Source organism: Maribacter halichondriae, assembly GCF_027474825.1.
Classification (GTDB): Bacteria; Bacteroidota; Bacteroidia; order Flavobacteriales; family Flavobacteriaceae; genus Meishania; species Meishania halichondriae.
In genome coordinates this window covers 2,628,320-2,644,546 of the sequence record NZ_CP107030.1, presented here as the reverse complement: position 1 = coordinate 2,644,546, position 16,227 = coordinate 2,628,320, and the positions used below count along the sequence as shown (strand labels likewise).

The following is a 16,227-nucleotide window of genomic DNA, read 5'->3' as shown; positions in this document are numbered from 1 at the left end:
CATTTGCAGCCCGTTTAACGGGATGGAAGTGTCTAATTCATAAAAACAGTAGTGTGGATACATTAAGTTATAAAACAGTTTCGGCCAATAGGAAGACCGTTGACAAGCAATGGTTATTGGTAGATGCAGAAGGCGAAACATTGGGAAGACTTGCTTCAAAGGTCGCCAAAATGTTACGAGGAAAACACAAAACTAATTTTACACCGCATGTTGACTGTGGAGATAATGTAGTTATTATCAATGCGGAAAAAATAACACTCTCTGGAAATAAGTGGGATACTAAAGTTTATTTACGCTACACTGGTTATCCCGGTGGGCAACGTTCCACTTCAGTAAGTGAACTGTTGAAAAAGCACCCCGAGCGTATCGTAGAAAAAGCGGTCAAGGGCATGTTACCAAAGAACCGGTTAGGTGCCGACCTTTTCAGAAACCTGAAGGTATATGTTGGTCCGAACCACGAGCAAGAAGCACAAAAACCGACCGTAGTCAATCTAAAAGAGTTCAAGTAATGGAAACGATCCACAAAATAGGAAGAAGAAAAACAGCGGTCGCACGCGTATATGTTTCTAAGGGAAAAGGTAATATTACCGTAAACCAGAGAGATATTAACGATTATTTTCCGACGGCCACATTGCAATACAAGGTAAAGCAACCTTTTGCATTGACAAGCACCGAGAATGACTATGATGTCAAAGTGAATGTTTATGGCGGTGGTATTACCGGACAGGCGGAAGCAATTCGTTTGGCCCTTTCTAGGGTTATGTGCGAGATCGATGCCGAAAATAGAACGGTTCTTAAGCCCGAAGGATTATTGACCCGTGACCCAAGAATGGTAGAACGTAAGAAATTCGGACAGAAGAAAGCACGTAAAAAATTCCAGTTCTCCAAGCGTTAATATTGTATTTCATGGCATCCGTCGATTGGCAGGTGCCTCTTAATATTTTTCTAACAAGTTCATTGAAAGTTTTCTTTAAGGAAACAATTAAAAATCCTGAATACATTCATTCTTGAATGATTCAGGTAAGTTAGTTTAGCATCTAAATGTTAAAGGCTTCCTCAGTCAGCTGACGGAGGATACCACTTCAACATTGCTAATTCAAAAGAACGTAAACTAAATTAAAAATGGCTAAAAAAGTCGAAGTAAAAGATTTATTGGAAGCAGGTGTGCATTTTGGCCACCTAACACGAAAGTGGAATCCGAACATGGCGCCTTACATCTACATGGAGCGAAACGGAATTCACGTTATCAACCTTTATAAAACCGTTGCAAAAATGGAAGAGGCCAATGAGGCCCTAAAAAAAATTGCAGCATCAGGTCGAAAAATACTTTTTGTCGCTACAAAGAAGCAGGCAAAAGATATTGTTGCTGAAAAAGTGGCGAACGTAAACATGCCTTACATCACAGAGAGATGGCCTGGCGGAATGTTGACCAACTTTGTCACTATCAGAAAGGCAGTTAAGAAAATGGCCTCTATCGACAGAATGAAGAAAGATGGAACTTTCTTGACACTTTCCAAGAAAGAGCGTTTGCAGGTAGATCGTCTTCGTGCCAAATTGGAAAAGAACTTAGGTTCCATTTCCGAAATGACACGACTTCCAGGAGCATTATTTGTTGTGGATACGATGCGCGAGCACATTGCGGTAAAAGAAGCTCAAAAGTTGAACATTCCGATTTTTGCCATGGTTGATACCAATTGTGACCCAAGGGATGTTGATTTCTTGATTCCTTCTAACGATGATGCTTCAAAATCCATTGACATCATTATGACCCAAGTCTGTGACGCAGTAGCGGAAGGCCTAACCGAACGAAAGTCAGAAAAGCAGGCGGATAATGAAGGTGGAGATGAAGCGCCTAAAGTGAAAAAGGCCAAAAAAGAGGCCGTGGTTGAAGATACTGAAGTTGAAACCGCTCCGGCAGCCAAGAATAAAGAAAAAGCCGAACCAACTCCGGAAACCGTAGAGACCGAAGCTCCGCCTGTAGTTGCGAAAACAACCGCAAATGAAATCGAGGCCGAGGTTAGTACAGAAGCGATCGAAAAAAAGGCGCCGAAGAAAGAGACCAAAGCGAAAGCTGCTAAAGGTGATGATTTGACCAAAGTAGAAGGTGTGGGACCAAAAGCCGCCGAAGCTATGGTAAACGCCGGACTTGAAACTTTTGCAAAATTGGCCAAGGCGGATCCAGAGAAAATCAAGGAAGTCTTGACGGAAGCTAGCTCTAGAATGGCACATTTAGACCCGACCACTTGGCCGAAACAAGCCAAAATGGCCGCCGATGAGAAATGGGACGAGTTGAAGGAATGGCAGGATAGTGTAAAGGGAGGCGTTGAATAGAGGGCCTCTCCCAAGGTGAGGAAAAAACATTTTAAAAACAATAAATAGATTCCTGTCCTCACAGTAATTACAACAAATAGAATATAGATTTCCGCCTTCGCGGAAATGACAACAAATAATATATTATTATGGCAAAGATTACAGCCGCAGAAGTAAATAAATTAAGACAGACAACAGGTGCAGGAATGATGGACTGCAAAAATGCATTGGTAGAGGCCGATGGAGATTTTGAAAAAGCCATCGAAATCCTAAGAAAAAAAGGACAGAAAGTAGCCGCCAAAAGAGCAGATCGCGATTCTTCGGAAGGTGCCGCTATCGCCAAGGTAAACTCAGAAAACACTGATGGTGTTATCATCTCATTGAATTGTGAGACCGATTTTGTTGCCAAGAACGATAGTTTTGTAAGCTTGGCCAATCAATTGGCCGATTTGGCAATAGGTTTCGATAGCAAGGATGCTTTTCTTGCCGCTGATTTTCAAGGTATGACGGTTCAAGATAAATTGACCGAGCAAACAGGAGTTATCGGAGAGAAAATCGAAATTGGAGGGTTCGCAAAATTGAGTGCCCCATTTGTAGGTTCATATATACATGCAGGTAACAAGATTGCTACTTTGGTAGGTCTTTCTGCCGCTGTAGATGGTGCAGCTGTTGCCGCCAAGGATGTGGCCATGCAGGCCGCCGCGATGAACCCTGTTGCCCTGAACGAAGAAGGTGTCGATCAATCGGTTATCGATAAGGAAATCGAAATTGCCAAAGATCAGTTACGTCAAGAGGGCAAACCTGAGGCCATGTTGGACAATATCGCCAAAGGAAAATTGAAACGTTTCTTTAAAGACAATACCTTGGTGAATCAAGATTTCATCAAAGACAGCAAACAAAGTGTTGCCCAATACGTGAAATCTGTAGATTCCAATTTAGAAGTGACCAGCTTTGAACGTGTTGCTTTAGGATAATGTAATACCAAACTAACTCAAAATAAAAACCGCTACAAATGACTTGTAGCGGTTTTTTAATTTTAGAAAACGGTAACTTTTCGCAGTAAACCTATCTATTTCGAACGAATGATAATATCCCCATTAAAAGTCTTAAAAAGCATCTCAGGACCACCACCATTGATCTTTCCATTGACCCACTGTTCAATTTTTACCTTATAGCTTCCGCCGGAAGAATTTTTATCAACCACAGGTTTTTGTTTGTCTACGGCCATTTCAAAATCGGTGAAGATATCACCTTGCTCCGATTTTAACTTTAGGTTGCCCTTTACCGACTTCGGAAAGGTTACTTCCAAATCGCCGTTCATACTGCTGAATGCCATACTGGCCCCGTCGGTAACCGATAGAAAATTTACCTTGATATCGCCATTGACAGTATCGGCGGAGGCCGAACCACTTACATCGGTCAATGTAATTTCTCCATTGACATTACTGATTTCCAACTCCCCCTTAACACCTTTAACGGTAATATTTCCTTTATTGACCGTACCCAATTTCAGGGAAAAATTGCCAGGCACCTTAATTTCAAGATTGGTTGCTTTGTTCCATTGCTCATTGATAATCTGCACCACATTGTTCTTTTCTTCGGCACTTATTTTTAGTGAACTATTTTCAATCTTCTTGAGTCCAGGTTTTTCGCTTTTGTCTTTATAGTGTTCTTTTTTATTTCCAAAGGAAGCTTTGACAATCACTTCGTTGCCCTCATAAGCAATTACATCTATTGAACCCGACAATTGCTGGACAATCAATTTACCCGAATTGCCAGGATTGCTCAATGGTACTGAGAACAATTCAACACTTTCTTCTTGTGCATTGCTAAGCAAAGGCAACAAGACTATTGCCAGGAGTACTATTTTTAGTTTTTTCATGATTACTAGTTTTATTTTGATTCTCCTGAAAAAGGGAATCTATTGAATTGTGTTATGGATTGTTATATTTTTTTAATAATTACATTACCGTTCAAGGTTTCGAAATCAAAATCAAGACCTCCCTTGCCAATTTGAACCACCGGTTTTGACTCGTATCGATATTTCGTATCCTTTTTTCCAGATTCATCCCTAGTGGTTCTGGTATATTGTTTCTCGACATCAAACTCCGTAAATAATTCTCCGTTCATACTCTTGAAAGCGATATCTGCCGATAGGCCTTTTTGATACGTAATATTAATATCGCCGTTCAGAGAATAATATGTAGAGGCTTCGGAAGGGTTCTCAACATACGAGATATTCACTTCACCATTGATACAATGCACTTTGGTCTTCCCGGTAATATTTTGAAGTTCGATACCACCATTGATATTATGCGCTTCCAAAAAACTACCTCGGGTGTTCTTGACCATAACTTCGCCGTTGTTGATAGCGCCTACCTTGAGTTTGCTGTTTTTAGGCATCCGTACTTTAAAATTCAATGTATGGTCATAGGGGCGTTCTTCCCATCGGTTGCAATCGATATTCGTAAAACGGCCATTTTTATAGTGCATGTTGGGCACATCGGGATAGACGATGAGCTTGCTTCCTTCTTGAAGTACTTTGATGCCGATTTCTTTTTTGCCCAATTCAAGGTCTTGCGTACTGCGTGCCGAGATGATCTTTTTCAACCTCAACGAGTACTACCGATCCATCGTATCCTTCCACGGTTATCGAACCGTTCAGATTTTGGACTTCGAGCATATGGTCGGTATCCCCACTTTGATAGGATAGTTCTTTTTTAATGACTTCCTTAAACTCTTTTTTCTGCGCTTTTGCACTGTATACCGCGAAACATACTGTCAACAGGGTACATACGATAATTCTTTTCATTTGATTGATTTTAGGTCCACCAGCTGGCGGACGGATTGATGAATAAACTCTTTTTCTAAATGCTGATAGATATTAAATTATGGATTTAATGGATGTTTCCAATTTTTCCTTTACGGACTCGTTCAGTTCTTTTGTTCGCATCAGCGTTCTAAAAGGTTCTACAGATTTCTTTTCTTGCAAGGCTACCATAAGATTGGCCAAGGTAACCTGAACAATAGGAGAATCTTGCTTTATGATGGACTGCACCAAACCTTCTCGAACTATTGGATTGTCCAAATAATTGGTCAACGATGCTATGGCCGCCAACCGCACATTCACGTTTGGGTCATTGTTCAATGTCTTGAGCAAGGCCTTAATAACTGTTTCATCCACTTTTGAAATTTTATTGGCTTCGCTAATACCCTGTAAACGCTTATTTGCTGAAGGTTGGTCTAATAGAGTGAGTACCAATTGCTCGCGGACTTCTTCGGTTTCCGAATTACCTACTATGGTCGTTTTCATTGGCACGGATGAAGTGTCAGCGTTCATTAAATATCCGGCCGTCAATCCTATGGTGAGCAGTAAAATGCTATATGCCACTTGGGGTTTCCAAAGTCCTTCCAAAATTTTTGAGAACCAGCTTTCGGAATCATCTTTCGCATTCTTCTCTTTTTCAATTTCAGATTGAAGCATTTCAAAAAATCGCACATCCATGTTTTCGGTGGGCTCAGGAACTTCAATACCATCAACACCTCTCCAAGTTCGGCTCAGTGCATCGAACTGCACTTGATATTCAGAGTGGTCGTTGAGAAATTTTTCAAATTCTTTTATTTCGGCTTCGTTCATCCTATCGGACAAAAAGTCTATGACCTTACTTTCAAATGTTTCTTTCTCCATAGTCTTATCGTATTTCCATTTGTAGATAAATCTCCCTTAAATCCTTCAAGGCCCTATGCGCCTTGACCTTCGCGGCACCTTCACTACACCCCAATATTTCACCGATTTCGCTGAACTTGATTTCTTTATACTTACTGAGCATCAATATTTCGCGCTTTTCATGTGGTAATTTTTGCATGGCCCTATTCAATATTGCTATGTCGTCATCCTTGTCCATATCACTATTGAAATTTTCTGAATCTTCCAACTTATATTCGATGGATGACAACTCACTTTGGTTATTCTCATTCTTATGCTTGCGATAGTAATCATGATTGACATTTCGAGCGGTCCGGAACATCCAAGCCAAAAAAGAACCTTCACCCGTAAAAGTATGTCTGTATTTCAACATCCTCACAAACACATTCTGCACAAGATCTTCACTAACCGAAGCACTACGATTCATATTGTAAAAGAACCCGAACAACCTCTTTTTATGGCGCTCATACAGCAGGCCGAGTTTATCCAAATCACCGGATTTCACTTTTAGCATTAATGCATTGTCGGTCAGTGCGTGCATTCTTGTTTTTAGGTCTTCAACAGGGTAAACTTCTACTTTTGGAAAAGGTTACAAAAAAGTTGAAATTTCTTTTAAGGTAATTCTTTTATATAAAAAAACGCCACCGGATTCGGTGGCGTTGGACTATAAAAAATACATGTTACTAACCTTTCAACCAAGCTTGGCGCAACTTTGCGTGCGCATCGGTCACCCCTTCAACAGGAACAATGGTCTCATATTTTAACATGGGGGTCCCGACCTTTCCTTCTACGGCAACTTCCTCACCATCTCTATCAACGACCATTTTTATTTCCGTTTCCGGCATCCATCCAAAACTTTGACCAATGATAGGTCGAATCGCTTCCAAATTAATAGCAATATCATTGATACTTATAATGGTGTCGCCACCCTGCAGCCCTAAATCCTTATAAAATGTGCTGAGTTCAATTCCCTTACGGATGAAAACTGCGTTGTCATTAGACTGATCCACATCAATAAAGGGCACCTCGCCATCTAAGAAATATCCGGTCTGTTTTTCTCCCGTGGTCATCGTCAACCCTACTTTTGCCAAATAGTTGCTGTAATCTATCGGCGTGTCACCAATTACATGGGTATCGAAAAATGTCCGGACTTCCGGGTAGGTCATCGCCACGATTTCATCGATTAGCTTCTCATCTTGAAACGGAGTATTGTTCCCATATTTTTTTGAAAGCTCTTTCATCAACCACAGTACGCCCTTTTCTCCATTGCTCTTTTCTCGCAAAAGAATATCCAAAGCCATATTGATCAATGCGCCTTTTTCATATACATTGGCGTAGTTCTCTTTATAAGGTTCTACCAAAATATTGCTGCTCATATTGGTAAACGATATCGTATCATCGAACGATTTTGCATTATTGATCTTCTCCATGATACGCTCATAGAATTCGGTCTCATCGATCAAACCTTGTTGAATCTGAAAGAGGTTGGCAAAATATTCTGTGGTACCTTCATACATCCATAGGTGCTGCGACATTTTGGGGTTGTTGAAATCAAAATACTGTACCTCTTCAGAGTGTACGTTCAACGGAGTGACAATATGAAAGAATTCATGTGAGACCACATCGACCATTGCTTGTTCCAAGGCTTCCTTTTCCATCACCTCGGGCAAGACCACAACGGTCGAAGTATGATGCTCCAAGGCGCCAAACCCGTTGGCATCGGTTTCGCCCATCTGGGATAGGTATAACAGAATATTATATTCTTTGGTACCATCGATATCTCCCAAAAATCCTTTTTGCGCTCCCATCATTTTCTCCATGCGATCTTTAAGACTTGCCGCAGTATAGGTGCCGTTCGGGGAATAAACGCTCAAGGTAACCGTGATATCATTGATTTTAAATGATTCGGTATTGGGTTTTGCATAAAGTATAGGATTGTCGATTACATCAAAGTAACGACTTGCCAGAAAAGTTTCGGTATTGGCATCGGCACCTTCTATACTCTTGGTCAAGGAGGTGGTCGATTCAAGGTCTGCAGGCTTCTTGAAAGTCAATTCATAGGGTACTTCCTTTAGCCCATCAAAATAACCCACAAAACCGTGCAGGTTCAGCATGAAATTTTCCCCGGCCAGAATATTGGTTCCTGAGGGTGAGAAAACGGCTTCCTCTTGTTCACTTTCGGAGTCGTACGTGTCATTGACCCAGTACGTAATCTTATCCAATTTTGTACCGTTTGAGATGTTCCAGATATTATCGTCCGATTTGGATACGGGCAATTCGGCCCCATCGTAATCAAGTGCCTTAAAATCTTCAATGTATTTTCCGTAATTATCAGTACTATACGTTCCCGGTACGGTCTTAGGAATATAAAAGCTGACCGCCTCTTGCGAAAAGGCCCCGGGATCAATCTCGACCTTCACCTTATCATCAGTGACGTTATTGAGGTCCAAGGTGGCAATTATAGGTATTTTATCCGCTGTCATCAAAGCTTTCGTAGAACCGCAGCTATATAGTATACCCGTTAATAGGGCTGCTAAGAATATTTTCTTCATCTGAATATTTTTGAATATTGTTTTTACAAAAGTGGTGCAAGAATATAAAATTTAGCGCACCTAAGGGGTATTATTAGGAAATAATTAAGGTTCGTTTTATGCCCCTTACTAAAAAGTAGATCATAACTTTTTTTGATTATTTTTGTCGGGACATAAAAACCAAACATGCAATACAAGCGAATACTTTTAAAACTTAGCGGTGAGGCCCTGATGGGCGAAAAGCAATATGGAATCGATGGAAAAAGACTTGCCGAGTATGCCGAGGAAATAAAGGAAGTAGTTGAAAGAGGTATTGAAGTCGCTATCGTTATCGGTGGCGGAAATATTTTTCGTGGACTTGCCGGTGCCAGTAGCGGTATGGATCGCGTACAGGCAGATCACATGGGTATGTTGGCAACGGTAATCAATGGTCTTGCTCTTCAAAGTGCGTTGGAAAATACAGGAGTGCAGACAAGATTACAATCGGCCATAAAAATTAACGAGGTCGCAGAGCCTTTTATTCGGCGTCGCGCCATGCGTCATTTGGAAAAAGGTCGCGTGGTTATTTTTGGCGGCGGTACCGGAAATCCATATTTTACTACAGATTCCGCGGCGGTTTTACGGGCGATAGAAATAGAAGCCGACGTTATTTTGAAAGGAACCAGAGTTGATGGAATCTATACCTCTGACCCTGAAAAAGATAAAAATGCCACGAAGTTCGATTCCATTTCTTTTGCTGACGTCTTGCTTAAAGGATTGAAGGTCATGGACACCACCGCATTTACCTTGAGTCAAGAGAACGAATTGCCTATTATCGTCTTCGATATGAATAAAAAAGGCAATCTGTTAAAAATCGTTGATGGCCAGAAAATTGGGACCAAAGTGAATCTTTAAATGTGGTATAGTTTGTGCTTATTGAATTTTTAAAGTTTAAACCTATGAACGAAGAAGTTACATTTATTTTGGATGCCGCCAAGGAAAGCATGGATGCAGCAATCGCCCATTTGGAAAAAGAGTTTGTAAAAATCCGCGCGGGGAAAGCGAGTCCGGCCATGTTGTCAAACGTGAAAGTTGATTATTACGGCTCACAGACCCCTTTGTCGCAAGTGGCCAATATTAATACCCCCGATGCGCGAACCATTTCGGTGCAGCCTTGGGAAAAATCAATGTTGCAAGAAATAGAAAAGGCCATCATGAATGCCAACCTAGGATTTAACCCCATGAACAATGGAGATTTGATTATTATCAATGTGCCGCCATTGACCGAAGAGCGAAGAATTCAATTGACCAAACAGGCAAAAGCCGAGGCCGAAGACGCCAAGGTCGGAGTTCGAAGTGCCCGGCAAGATGCGAACAAAGAGATCCGTGACCTTGATATCTCCGAAGATCTCGAAAAAAACTCAACGGCGGATGTACAAGAGCTAACGGACAACTATATCAGCAAAATCGATAGTTTCCTTGGGGCTAAGGAGGCTGAGATTATGAAGGTTTAATTTCAAATGGTTAAAGTAAATTTTTAAGCTGCCTTCAGGTAGCTTTTTTTATTCCTTTGACCTTGTTGTACGCACAATTAAATCTACCATTCTAGGAACGCACCTTTTCATTTTCTACCTTTGCGCTCGTTGAAAACACCATGGTAGCAAAACTTACACAGGGTTTTTGGGCAAAAACGGCACGGATCATACTCCGAAACCGTATTTTGATATTACTGCTCGTTGCTGCATTTACCATTTTTTTGGGGCTACAATGGGAAAAAATGCGGTTCAGCAGTTCACAGGCCAATTTGTTGCCCGATGACCATCCTGTTAATATACAATATCAGACTTTCCTGGAACAGTTCGGAGAAGAAGGCAATGCCGTAGTTTTTGCCATACGGGATAGTGCCTTGTTTTCCCTAAAAATTTCAACCGCTGGAACAAACTGAGTAAGCAATTAGGTGCTTTTCCGGAGGTAGATTTCGTTTTATCGACAGACAATCTTCAAGAATTGGTAAAAGATAACGATAAGCAACAGTTCGTTCTCGAACCCTTGATAAAAACGCCTCCAGATACTCAAAAAGATATTGACAGCCTCACCCATCATCTGTTCAATGACCTACCTTTTTACGACAATTTATTGTACAATAAAGAAAGTCGCACGATACGTACAGTGATGTATCTGGATAAGGATATTGTCAATACCTCCGTACGAAAAGACTTTGTTCTCACGGATCTCACCAATCTGGTCGAGGATTTTGAGGAAGAAACAGGGCTTGATGTTCGCATTTCGGGCATGCCCTACATACGAACCATGAATTCACAGAACATTATCGATGAAATCGGAAAGTTCATTTTGGCGGCCTTAGGGGTGACCTCGCTTATTTTCTTTTTCTTCTTTAGAAGCTTTCGCGCTACGTTCATTTCAATGTTCGTCGTAATCGTGGGAGTCATGTGGGCCTTTGGAATACTGGGGTTATTGCAATACGAGATTACGGTGTTGACCGCTTTGATTCCCCCACTTATTATCGTCATCGGTATTCCTAACTGTATTTTTCTGATCAACAAATATCAACAGGAGGTAAAAAAACACGGCAATCAGGCCCTCTCGTTGCAAAGGGTCATTTCTAAAATCGGGAATGCCACCTTGATGACCAATGTGACCACGGCATCCGGTTTTGCAACTTTTATCATTACCGATAGCAAACTGCTCAAGGAATTCGGTATCGTGGCCTCCATCAACATCATTGGTATTTTTATCTTATCGTTATTGATCATCCCGATTGTGTATAGCTTCATGCCATTACCGAAAACAAAGCATTTGAAACACCTGAACAAAAGATGGATCGATGCCTTCGTCAATTGGATGGAACGTATCGTACGTGAAAGAAGAATTGCCGTCTATATTGTCTCCATTGCACTTTTGGTAATCAGCATTATTGGGATCTATCAAATCAAAATCTCAGGTAGTCCCATCGAGGATATGCCCAAAAATGCCCAGTTCTTTAAGGATATTCGATTTTTTGAGGAGGAATTCGATGGTATCATGCCCGTTGAAATCGTGGTAGATACAAAAAGACCGAAGGGCGTACTAAAGCCGGCCACTTTGAAACGGATGGACCAATTGAGTGAAGTAATCGAAGAAATTCCCGAACTCTCTACACCGGTTTCCGCCGTAAATCTGGTTAAATATTCCAAACAAGCATTTTATAATGGTATTCCGAAATACTATCAGCTTCCTACCTCGCAAGAGAACAGTTTTATCATGGAAGTCGCCAGTAAGTCTTCGGGCAATAGCAACCTGTTAAAGAGTTTTGTGGATAGTTCAGGGCAGACGGCTCGAATAACGACCTTTATGCAAGATGTGGGCACCGAACGTATGGAGGCTATCGAGGGAAGATTACAGGAAAACATAAACAAGTTCTTTCCAATAGATCGTTACGAAGTCTATATGACGGGCAGTGCTTTATTGTTCTTAAAGGGCACAAAGTATTTGGTCAAAAACCTGGTCTTATCACTTGCATTCGCCATTTTTTTAATCGCCCTCTTTATGGCCTATCTTTTCCGGTCATTTCGAATGATCATTATTTCGTTGATTCCGAATTTATTGCCTTTGGTTATCACTGCCGGGGTTATGGGTTTCGCAGGGGTACCCATTAAACCTTCCACCATTTTGGTATTCAGCATCGCTTTCGGCATCTCAGTGGACGATACGATACATTTTTTGGCCAAATACCGACAAGAGCTCATCGCGAACAAATGGCGAATACAAAAATCGGTCTATGCTGCTTTACGAGAAACCGGAGTGAGCATGTTCTACACCTCAATCGTCCTATTTTTTGGTTTCTCCGTATTCACGATTTCGAACTTTGGCGGCACTGTGGCACTAGGGGCACTGGTATCGGCAACCTTGCTTTTTGCCATGCTGGCCAATCTAGTATTATTGCCTTCGCTCCTACTTTCCCTGGAACGAAGTATCGCCAATAAAGAGGTTTTGAAAAAACCCCAAATCGATATCTTGCCCAAAGACGAAATAAAGTCCGGAAAAATCGAAGACTGATTCTGATTTTAAACCAATTTAAACACAAGGCTATTCTATTCTTTTTGTCCAAAAAGCTATCTTTGAGGTCTAATTTTCAAAGATGAATTCATTGAGCATAAAAGAAATATTGGCCTTGAATCCGGTAGGCCAAGATGTGGTCGTTAACGGTTGGGTCAAAACGTTCAGAAGTAATCGGTTCATCGCCTTAAACGACGGGTCTACCATACAGAACATTCAGTGCGTAGTCGATTTTGAATCATTTGACGATGCACTGCTCAAACAGATCAACACAGGGGCTGCGCTAAAACTAACCGGCACTTTGGTCGAAAGTCTGGGCAAAGGACAAAATGTCGAGATTCAGGTCAGCGATATTTTTGTTCACGGTGCCGCGGATCCCGAAACATATCCGATACAGCCCAAAAAACACTCACTTGAATTTTTGAGGGAAAAAGCACATTTAAGGGTGCGCACCAACACCTTTGCCGCAGTTATGCGCGTGCGTTCGGCTTTGGCCTTTGCCATTCACCAATATTTTACCCAGAACGGATTCTACTATTTTCATGCACCCATTATTACAGGTTCGGATGCCGAAGGTGCAGGTGAAATGTTCAAGGTTACCACCTTGGATGGAAAAAACCCACCGCTAAACGAAGACGGAAGTATTGACTATAAAGAAGATTTCTTCGGAAAGGAAACCAATTTGACCGTCTCCGGCCAATTGGAGGCCGAGGCATACGCCATGGCTCTAGGCAAGGTTTATACTTTCGGCCCAACGTTTCGAGCCGAGAATTCAAATACCTCAAGACACTTGGCCGAATTTTGGATGATCGAACCGGAAATGGCCTTCTACGACTTGGATGCCAATATGGATTTGGCAGAAGATTTTATCAAAAATGTAATCCGGTATGTTCTTGACAATTGTCAAGAAGATTTGGCTTTTCTTGAAAAACGTTTATTGGACGAAGAAAAGACAAAACCCCAAATTGAGCGGAGCGAAATGCCCTTAATTGAAAAATTAAAATTTATTGTAGAAAATAATTTTAAGCGTTTAACGTATACCGAAGCGATAGAAATTCTACGAAACTGTAAGCCAAACAAAAAGAAAAAGTTTCAATATGTAATTGATGATTGGGGTGCAGATCTACAAAGTGAGCATGAACGCTATTTGGTCGAAAAACATTTTAAGTGCCCCGTTATTCTTTTTGATTATCCCGCGAAAATAAAAGCCTTTTATATGCGTTTGAACGAAGACGGCAAGACGGTGAGAGCCATGGATATTCTGTTTCCCGGTATCGGAGAAATTGTAGGTGGATCTCAACGTGAAGAGCGTCTTGATGTGCTTAAAGAAAAAATGGCCGCCTTGAACATTCCTGAGGAAGAATTATGGTGGTATCTCGACTTGCGAAAATTCGGTACGGCAGTTCATAGTGGTTTCGGCCTAGGTTTTGAACGACTCGTTCTTTTCGCTACCGGCATGGGCAATATCAGGGATGTGATACCCTTCCCTAGAACACCTCAAAATGCGGAGTTTTAAGTGAAAAACATTAACTTTATAAAAGACACAATAGACCCTGAATGTTAAAACAATACTTACAGTTCAAGTTATCGCAAAAGCTGTCGCCCCAGCAGATTCAGCTCATGAAGCTGATCCAATTGCCCACACAGGCTTTTGAACAACGCTTGAAGCAAGAACTGGAAGAAAATCCTGCGCTCGAAAGCGGTAAAGAAGAAGCAGATACCCTTACGGATGAATACGACGATGTATATGTAGGAGAGAACGATAATGAGAGCATTACCGCCGATGACATTAATATTGACGAATACCTAAGTGACGACGAAATACCCGATTACCGTACAAAGGCCAATAACTATAGCGCTGATGACGAGGAAAAAAGTGTGCCCTATGCGGCCGGTATTTCTTTCAACCAGTATTTGCTGAGCCAACTTAACACCGAATATCTGACCGATGAGGAATGGAGTATCGCAGAATTTTTGGTCGGAAGTATTGATGAAAGCGGATATATTCGAAGGCCTTTGACCGACATTCTCGATGATCTCGCGTTCACACAAAATATCTACACCGACGAAAAGACCATCGGTAAAATTCTTAGAATCGTTCAAGAATTGGATCCACCAGGTGTTGGTGCCCGTTCTCTAGAAGAATGCCTCATCATTCAACTAAAGCGAAAAGAGCCTACACCAAGTGTTGAATTAGCTAGTACAATTCTAGAAAAATCATTTGAGCAGTTTACTAAAAAACATTATAAAAAACTCATCCAAAAGTATAATATTGGTGAGGAACAGTTAAAGGAGGCAATTTCCGAAATTGAAAAACTGAACCCCAAACCAGGAGGTTCGTATGCGGGAAACAATCGAATTGTAGAGCATGTAGTACCCGATTTTTCGATACGTATCGTCGACGGGGAACTCGAACTAAGCCTTAACGGTCGTAATGCCCCAGAACTGCACGTTTCGCGTGAGTATAGCAATATGCTAAAGGGATATAAAGATGCCAAAAAGAAATCCAAGTCGCAAAAAGATACGGTTCAGTTTATAAAGCAAAAGCTTGATGCGGCCAAGTGGTTCATCGATGCTATTCGCCAAAGACAGCAGACCTTGTTCATTACGATGAATGCCATTATGCAATATCAAAAGGAATATTTTCTGACCGGTGACGAAAGAAACCTTCGCCCCATGATACTGAAGGACATTGCAGACGAAATCGACATGGACGTTTCTACCGTCTCGCGAGTCGCTAATAGCAAATACGTTGATACCCCTTATGGCACCAAATTGATCAAGGAATACTTTTCGGAGTCGATGAAAAATGACCAAGGAGAGGACGTGTCCACCAAGGAAATCAAAAAAATATTGGAAACCGTCATTGGCGAAGAGAATAAGAAAAAACCGCTTACCGACGATAAATTGGCGGCAATCTTAAAAGAAAAGGGCTACCCTATTGCTAGACGGACCGTTGCCAAATATCGAGAACAATTGGATATTCCTGTGGCAAGGTTGAGAAAGCAAATCTAATGAAGGGATTTTTAAAAGCAGTTTCTCTGGTTTTCCACCCTTTATTTGCTCCTATTGCGGGTACCTTGGCTTATTTCATAATCACTCCAAAATACAGCCCTTTGGAACTTCAGAGCGGCAACATATTACCCATATTCATTCTGACCGTTATCATACCTATAATCTCCTATTTAATTTTAAGAAATCTTGGTTTGGTAACGTCTATCTATATGCCAAAAATCGAAGAACGCAAATACCCTTTGTACATTAATATCATATTATTGTTCTTGATTCTCTATAAGGTCATCCCCAACAATTACACCATTGAGCTCTATTACTTTTTCGTCGGGCTTATAGGGGCCTCTACGGCAGCCCTTTTACTATTATTTCTAAATCTTAAAAGCAGCATGCACCTTATGGGCATGGGCAGTCTTCTAATGTTCATGATAAGTCTTAGTATTCATTTTGAAATTAACATTACCATCGCCCTGAGCATCTTGACACTTTTTACAGGCTTGGTCGCAAGTTCTCGGCTATACTTAAAAGCCCATTCCAAAGCCGAGCTCTTTGTAGGTTTTTGTTTAGGAATACTTACTCAACTGCTGACCGTTAAATTTTGGCTCTAAGGCCTTGGGCCAAGCATCAGCTCAC

Annotated in this window: 15 protein-coding genes and 1 pseudogene; 10 read left to right on the top strand and 6 right to left on the bottom strand. The window is 41.3% G+C overall.

Translation table 11 applies throughout. The features are described 5' to 3' along the window. Window positions 1-53 precede the first annotated feature (53 nt). The 4 genes from rplM (at window position 54) to tsf (ending at window position 3,284) form a co-directional block, all read left to right on the top strand. Window positions 54-509 carry a 50S ribosomal protein L13 gene (gene rplM, locus N8A86_RS12120; RefSeq protein WP_273565627.1) on the top strand — a complete coding sequence of 152 codons (456 nt, stop codon included), beginning with the start codon at window positions 54-56 and terminating at the stop codon, window positions 507-509. Continuing rightward, the gene (gene rpsI, locus N8A86_RS12115) at window positions 509-895 is read left to right on the top strand and encodes a 30S ribosomal protein S9 (RefSeq protein WP_273565626.1); all 387 of its coding nucleotides are present in this window, start codon (window positions 509-511) and stop codon (window positions 893-895) included. Before rplM ends, rpsI begins: the two co-directional genes overlap by 1 nt. Window positions 896-1,122: 227 nt before the next feature. Next, window positions 1,123-2,331, top strand: a complete 1,209-nt coding sequence (gene rpsB / locus N8A86_RS12110) for a 30S ribosomal protein S2 (protein ID WP_273565625.1) — start codon at window positions 1,123-1,125, stop codon at window positions 2,329-2,331. Window positions 2,332-2,459: 128 nt separating this feature from the next. Further along, entirely contained in the window at window positions 2,460-3,284 is an 825-nt protein-coding gene (gene tsf, locus N8A86_RS12105; protein WP_273565624.1) for a translation elongation factor Ts, read from the top strand. Between the two features lie 95 nt (window positions 3,285-3,379). Here the strand turns inward: tsf and N8A86_RS12100 are convergent, their stop codons facing one another. The 6 genes from N8A86_RS12100 to N8A86_RS12075 form a co-directional block, all read right to left on the bottom strand. Continuing rightward, a complete protein-coding gene (locus tag N8A86_RS12100; RefSeq protein ID WP_273565623.1) occupies window positions 3,380-4,192 on the bottom strand; it encodes a DUF4097 family beta strand repeat-containing protein in 813 nt (270 codons plus the stop codon). A gap of 62 nt (window positions 4,193-4,254) precedes the next feature. Next, window positions 4,255-4,920, bottom strand: a complete 666-nt coding sequence (locus N8A86_RS12095; protein WP_273565622.1) for a DUF4097 family beta strand repeat-containing protein — start codon at window positions 4,918-4,920, stop codon at window positions 4,255-4,257. Beyond that, complete coding sequence (locus N8A86_RS12090) at window positions 4,880-5,122, bottom strand: hypothetical protein (protein WP_273565621.1); 243 nt, start codon at window positions 5,120-5,122, stop codon at window positions 4,880-4,882. The genes N8A86_RS12095 and N8A86_RS12090 overlap by 41 nt, the downstream gene beginning before the upstream one ends. Before the next feature lie 72 nt (window positions 5,123-5,194). Next, a complete protein-coding gene (locus N8A86_RS12085; protein WP_273565620.1) occupies window positions 5,195-5,998 on the bottom strand; it encodes a HEAT repeat domain-containing protein in 804 nt (267 codons plus the stop codon). 4 nt (window positions 5,999-6,002) lie between these two features. Then, window positions 6,003-6,557 (bottom strand): RNA polymerase sigma factor, encoded by a 555-nt coding sequence (locus tag N8A86_RS12080; protein WP_273565619.1) that lies wholly within the window; start codon window positions 6,555-6,557, stop codon window positions 6,003-6,005. A 142-nt stretch (window positions 6,558-6,699) separates the two neighbouring features. Continuing rightward, a complete protein-coding gene (locus N8A86_RS12075) occupies window positions 6,700-8,568 on the bottom strand; it encodes a M61 family metallopeptidase (protein ID WP_273565618.1) in 1,869 nt (622 codons plus the stop codon). Window positions 8,569-8,733: 165 nt separating this feature from the next. Between N8A86_RS12075 and pyrH the strand changes: the two genes are divergently transcribed. The 6 genes and pseudogenes from pyrH to N8A86_RS12045 all read left to right on the top strand — a co-directional run bounded on the left by pyrH (window position 8,734) and on the right by N8A86_RS12045 (window position 16,202). Beyond that, the gene (gene pyrH, locus N8A86_RS12070; RefSeq protein ID WP_273565617.1) at window positions 8,734-9,441 is read left to right on the top strand and encodes a UMP kinase; all 708 of its coding nucleotides are present in this window, start codon (window positions 8,734-8,736) and stop codon (window positions 9,439-9,441) included. 44 nt (window positions 9,442-9,485) lie between these two features. Continuing rightward, entirely contained in the window at window positions 9,486-10,040 is a 555-nt protein-coding gene (frr, locus tag N8A86_RS12065) for a ribosome recycling factor (protein WP_273565616.1), read from the top strand. 140 nt (window positions 10,041-10,180) lie between these two features. Beyond that, window positions 10,181-12,582 (top strand): annotated as a pseudogene (locus N8A86_RS12060) (efflux RND transporter permease subunit). Between the two features lie 82 nt (window positions 12,583-12,664). After that, entirely contained in the window at window positions 12,665-14,098 is a 1,434-nt protein-coding gene (gene asnS / locus N8A86_RS12055) for an asparagine--tRNA ligase (protein WP_273565615.1), read from the top strand. 41 nt (window positions 14,099-14,139) lie between these two features. Continuing rightward, the gene (rpoN, locus tag N8A86_RS12050) at window positions 14,140-15,597 is read left to right on the top strand and encodes an RNA polymerase factor sigma-54 (protein WP_273565614.1); all 1,458 of its coding nucleotides are present in this window, start codon (window positions 14,140-14,142) and stop codon (window positions 15,595-15,597) included. Continuing rightward, on the top strand, window positions 15,597-16,202 hold the full coding sequence (locus tag N8A86_RS12045; protein ID WP_273565613.1) for a hypothetical protein: 606 nt from the start codon (window positions 15,597-15,599) through the stop codon (window positions 16,200-16,202). The genes rpoN and N8A86_RS12045 overlap by 1 nt, the downstream gene beginning before the upstream one ends. The last annotated feature ends 25 nt before the right edge of the window (window positions 16,203-16,227 follow it).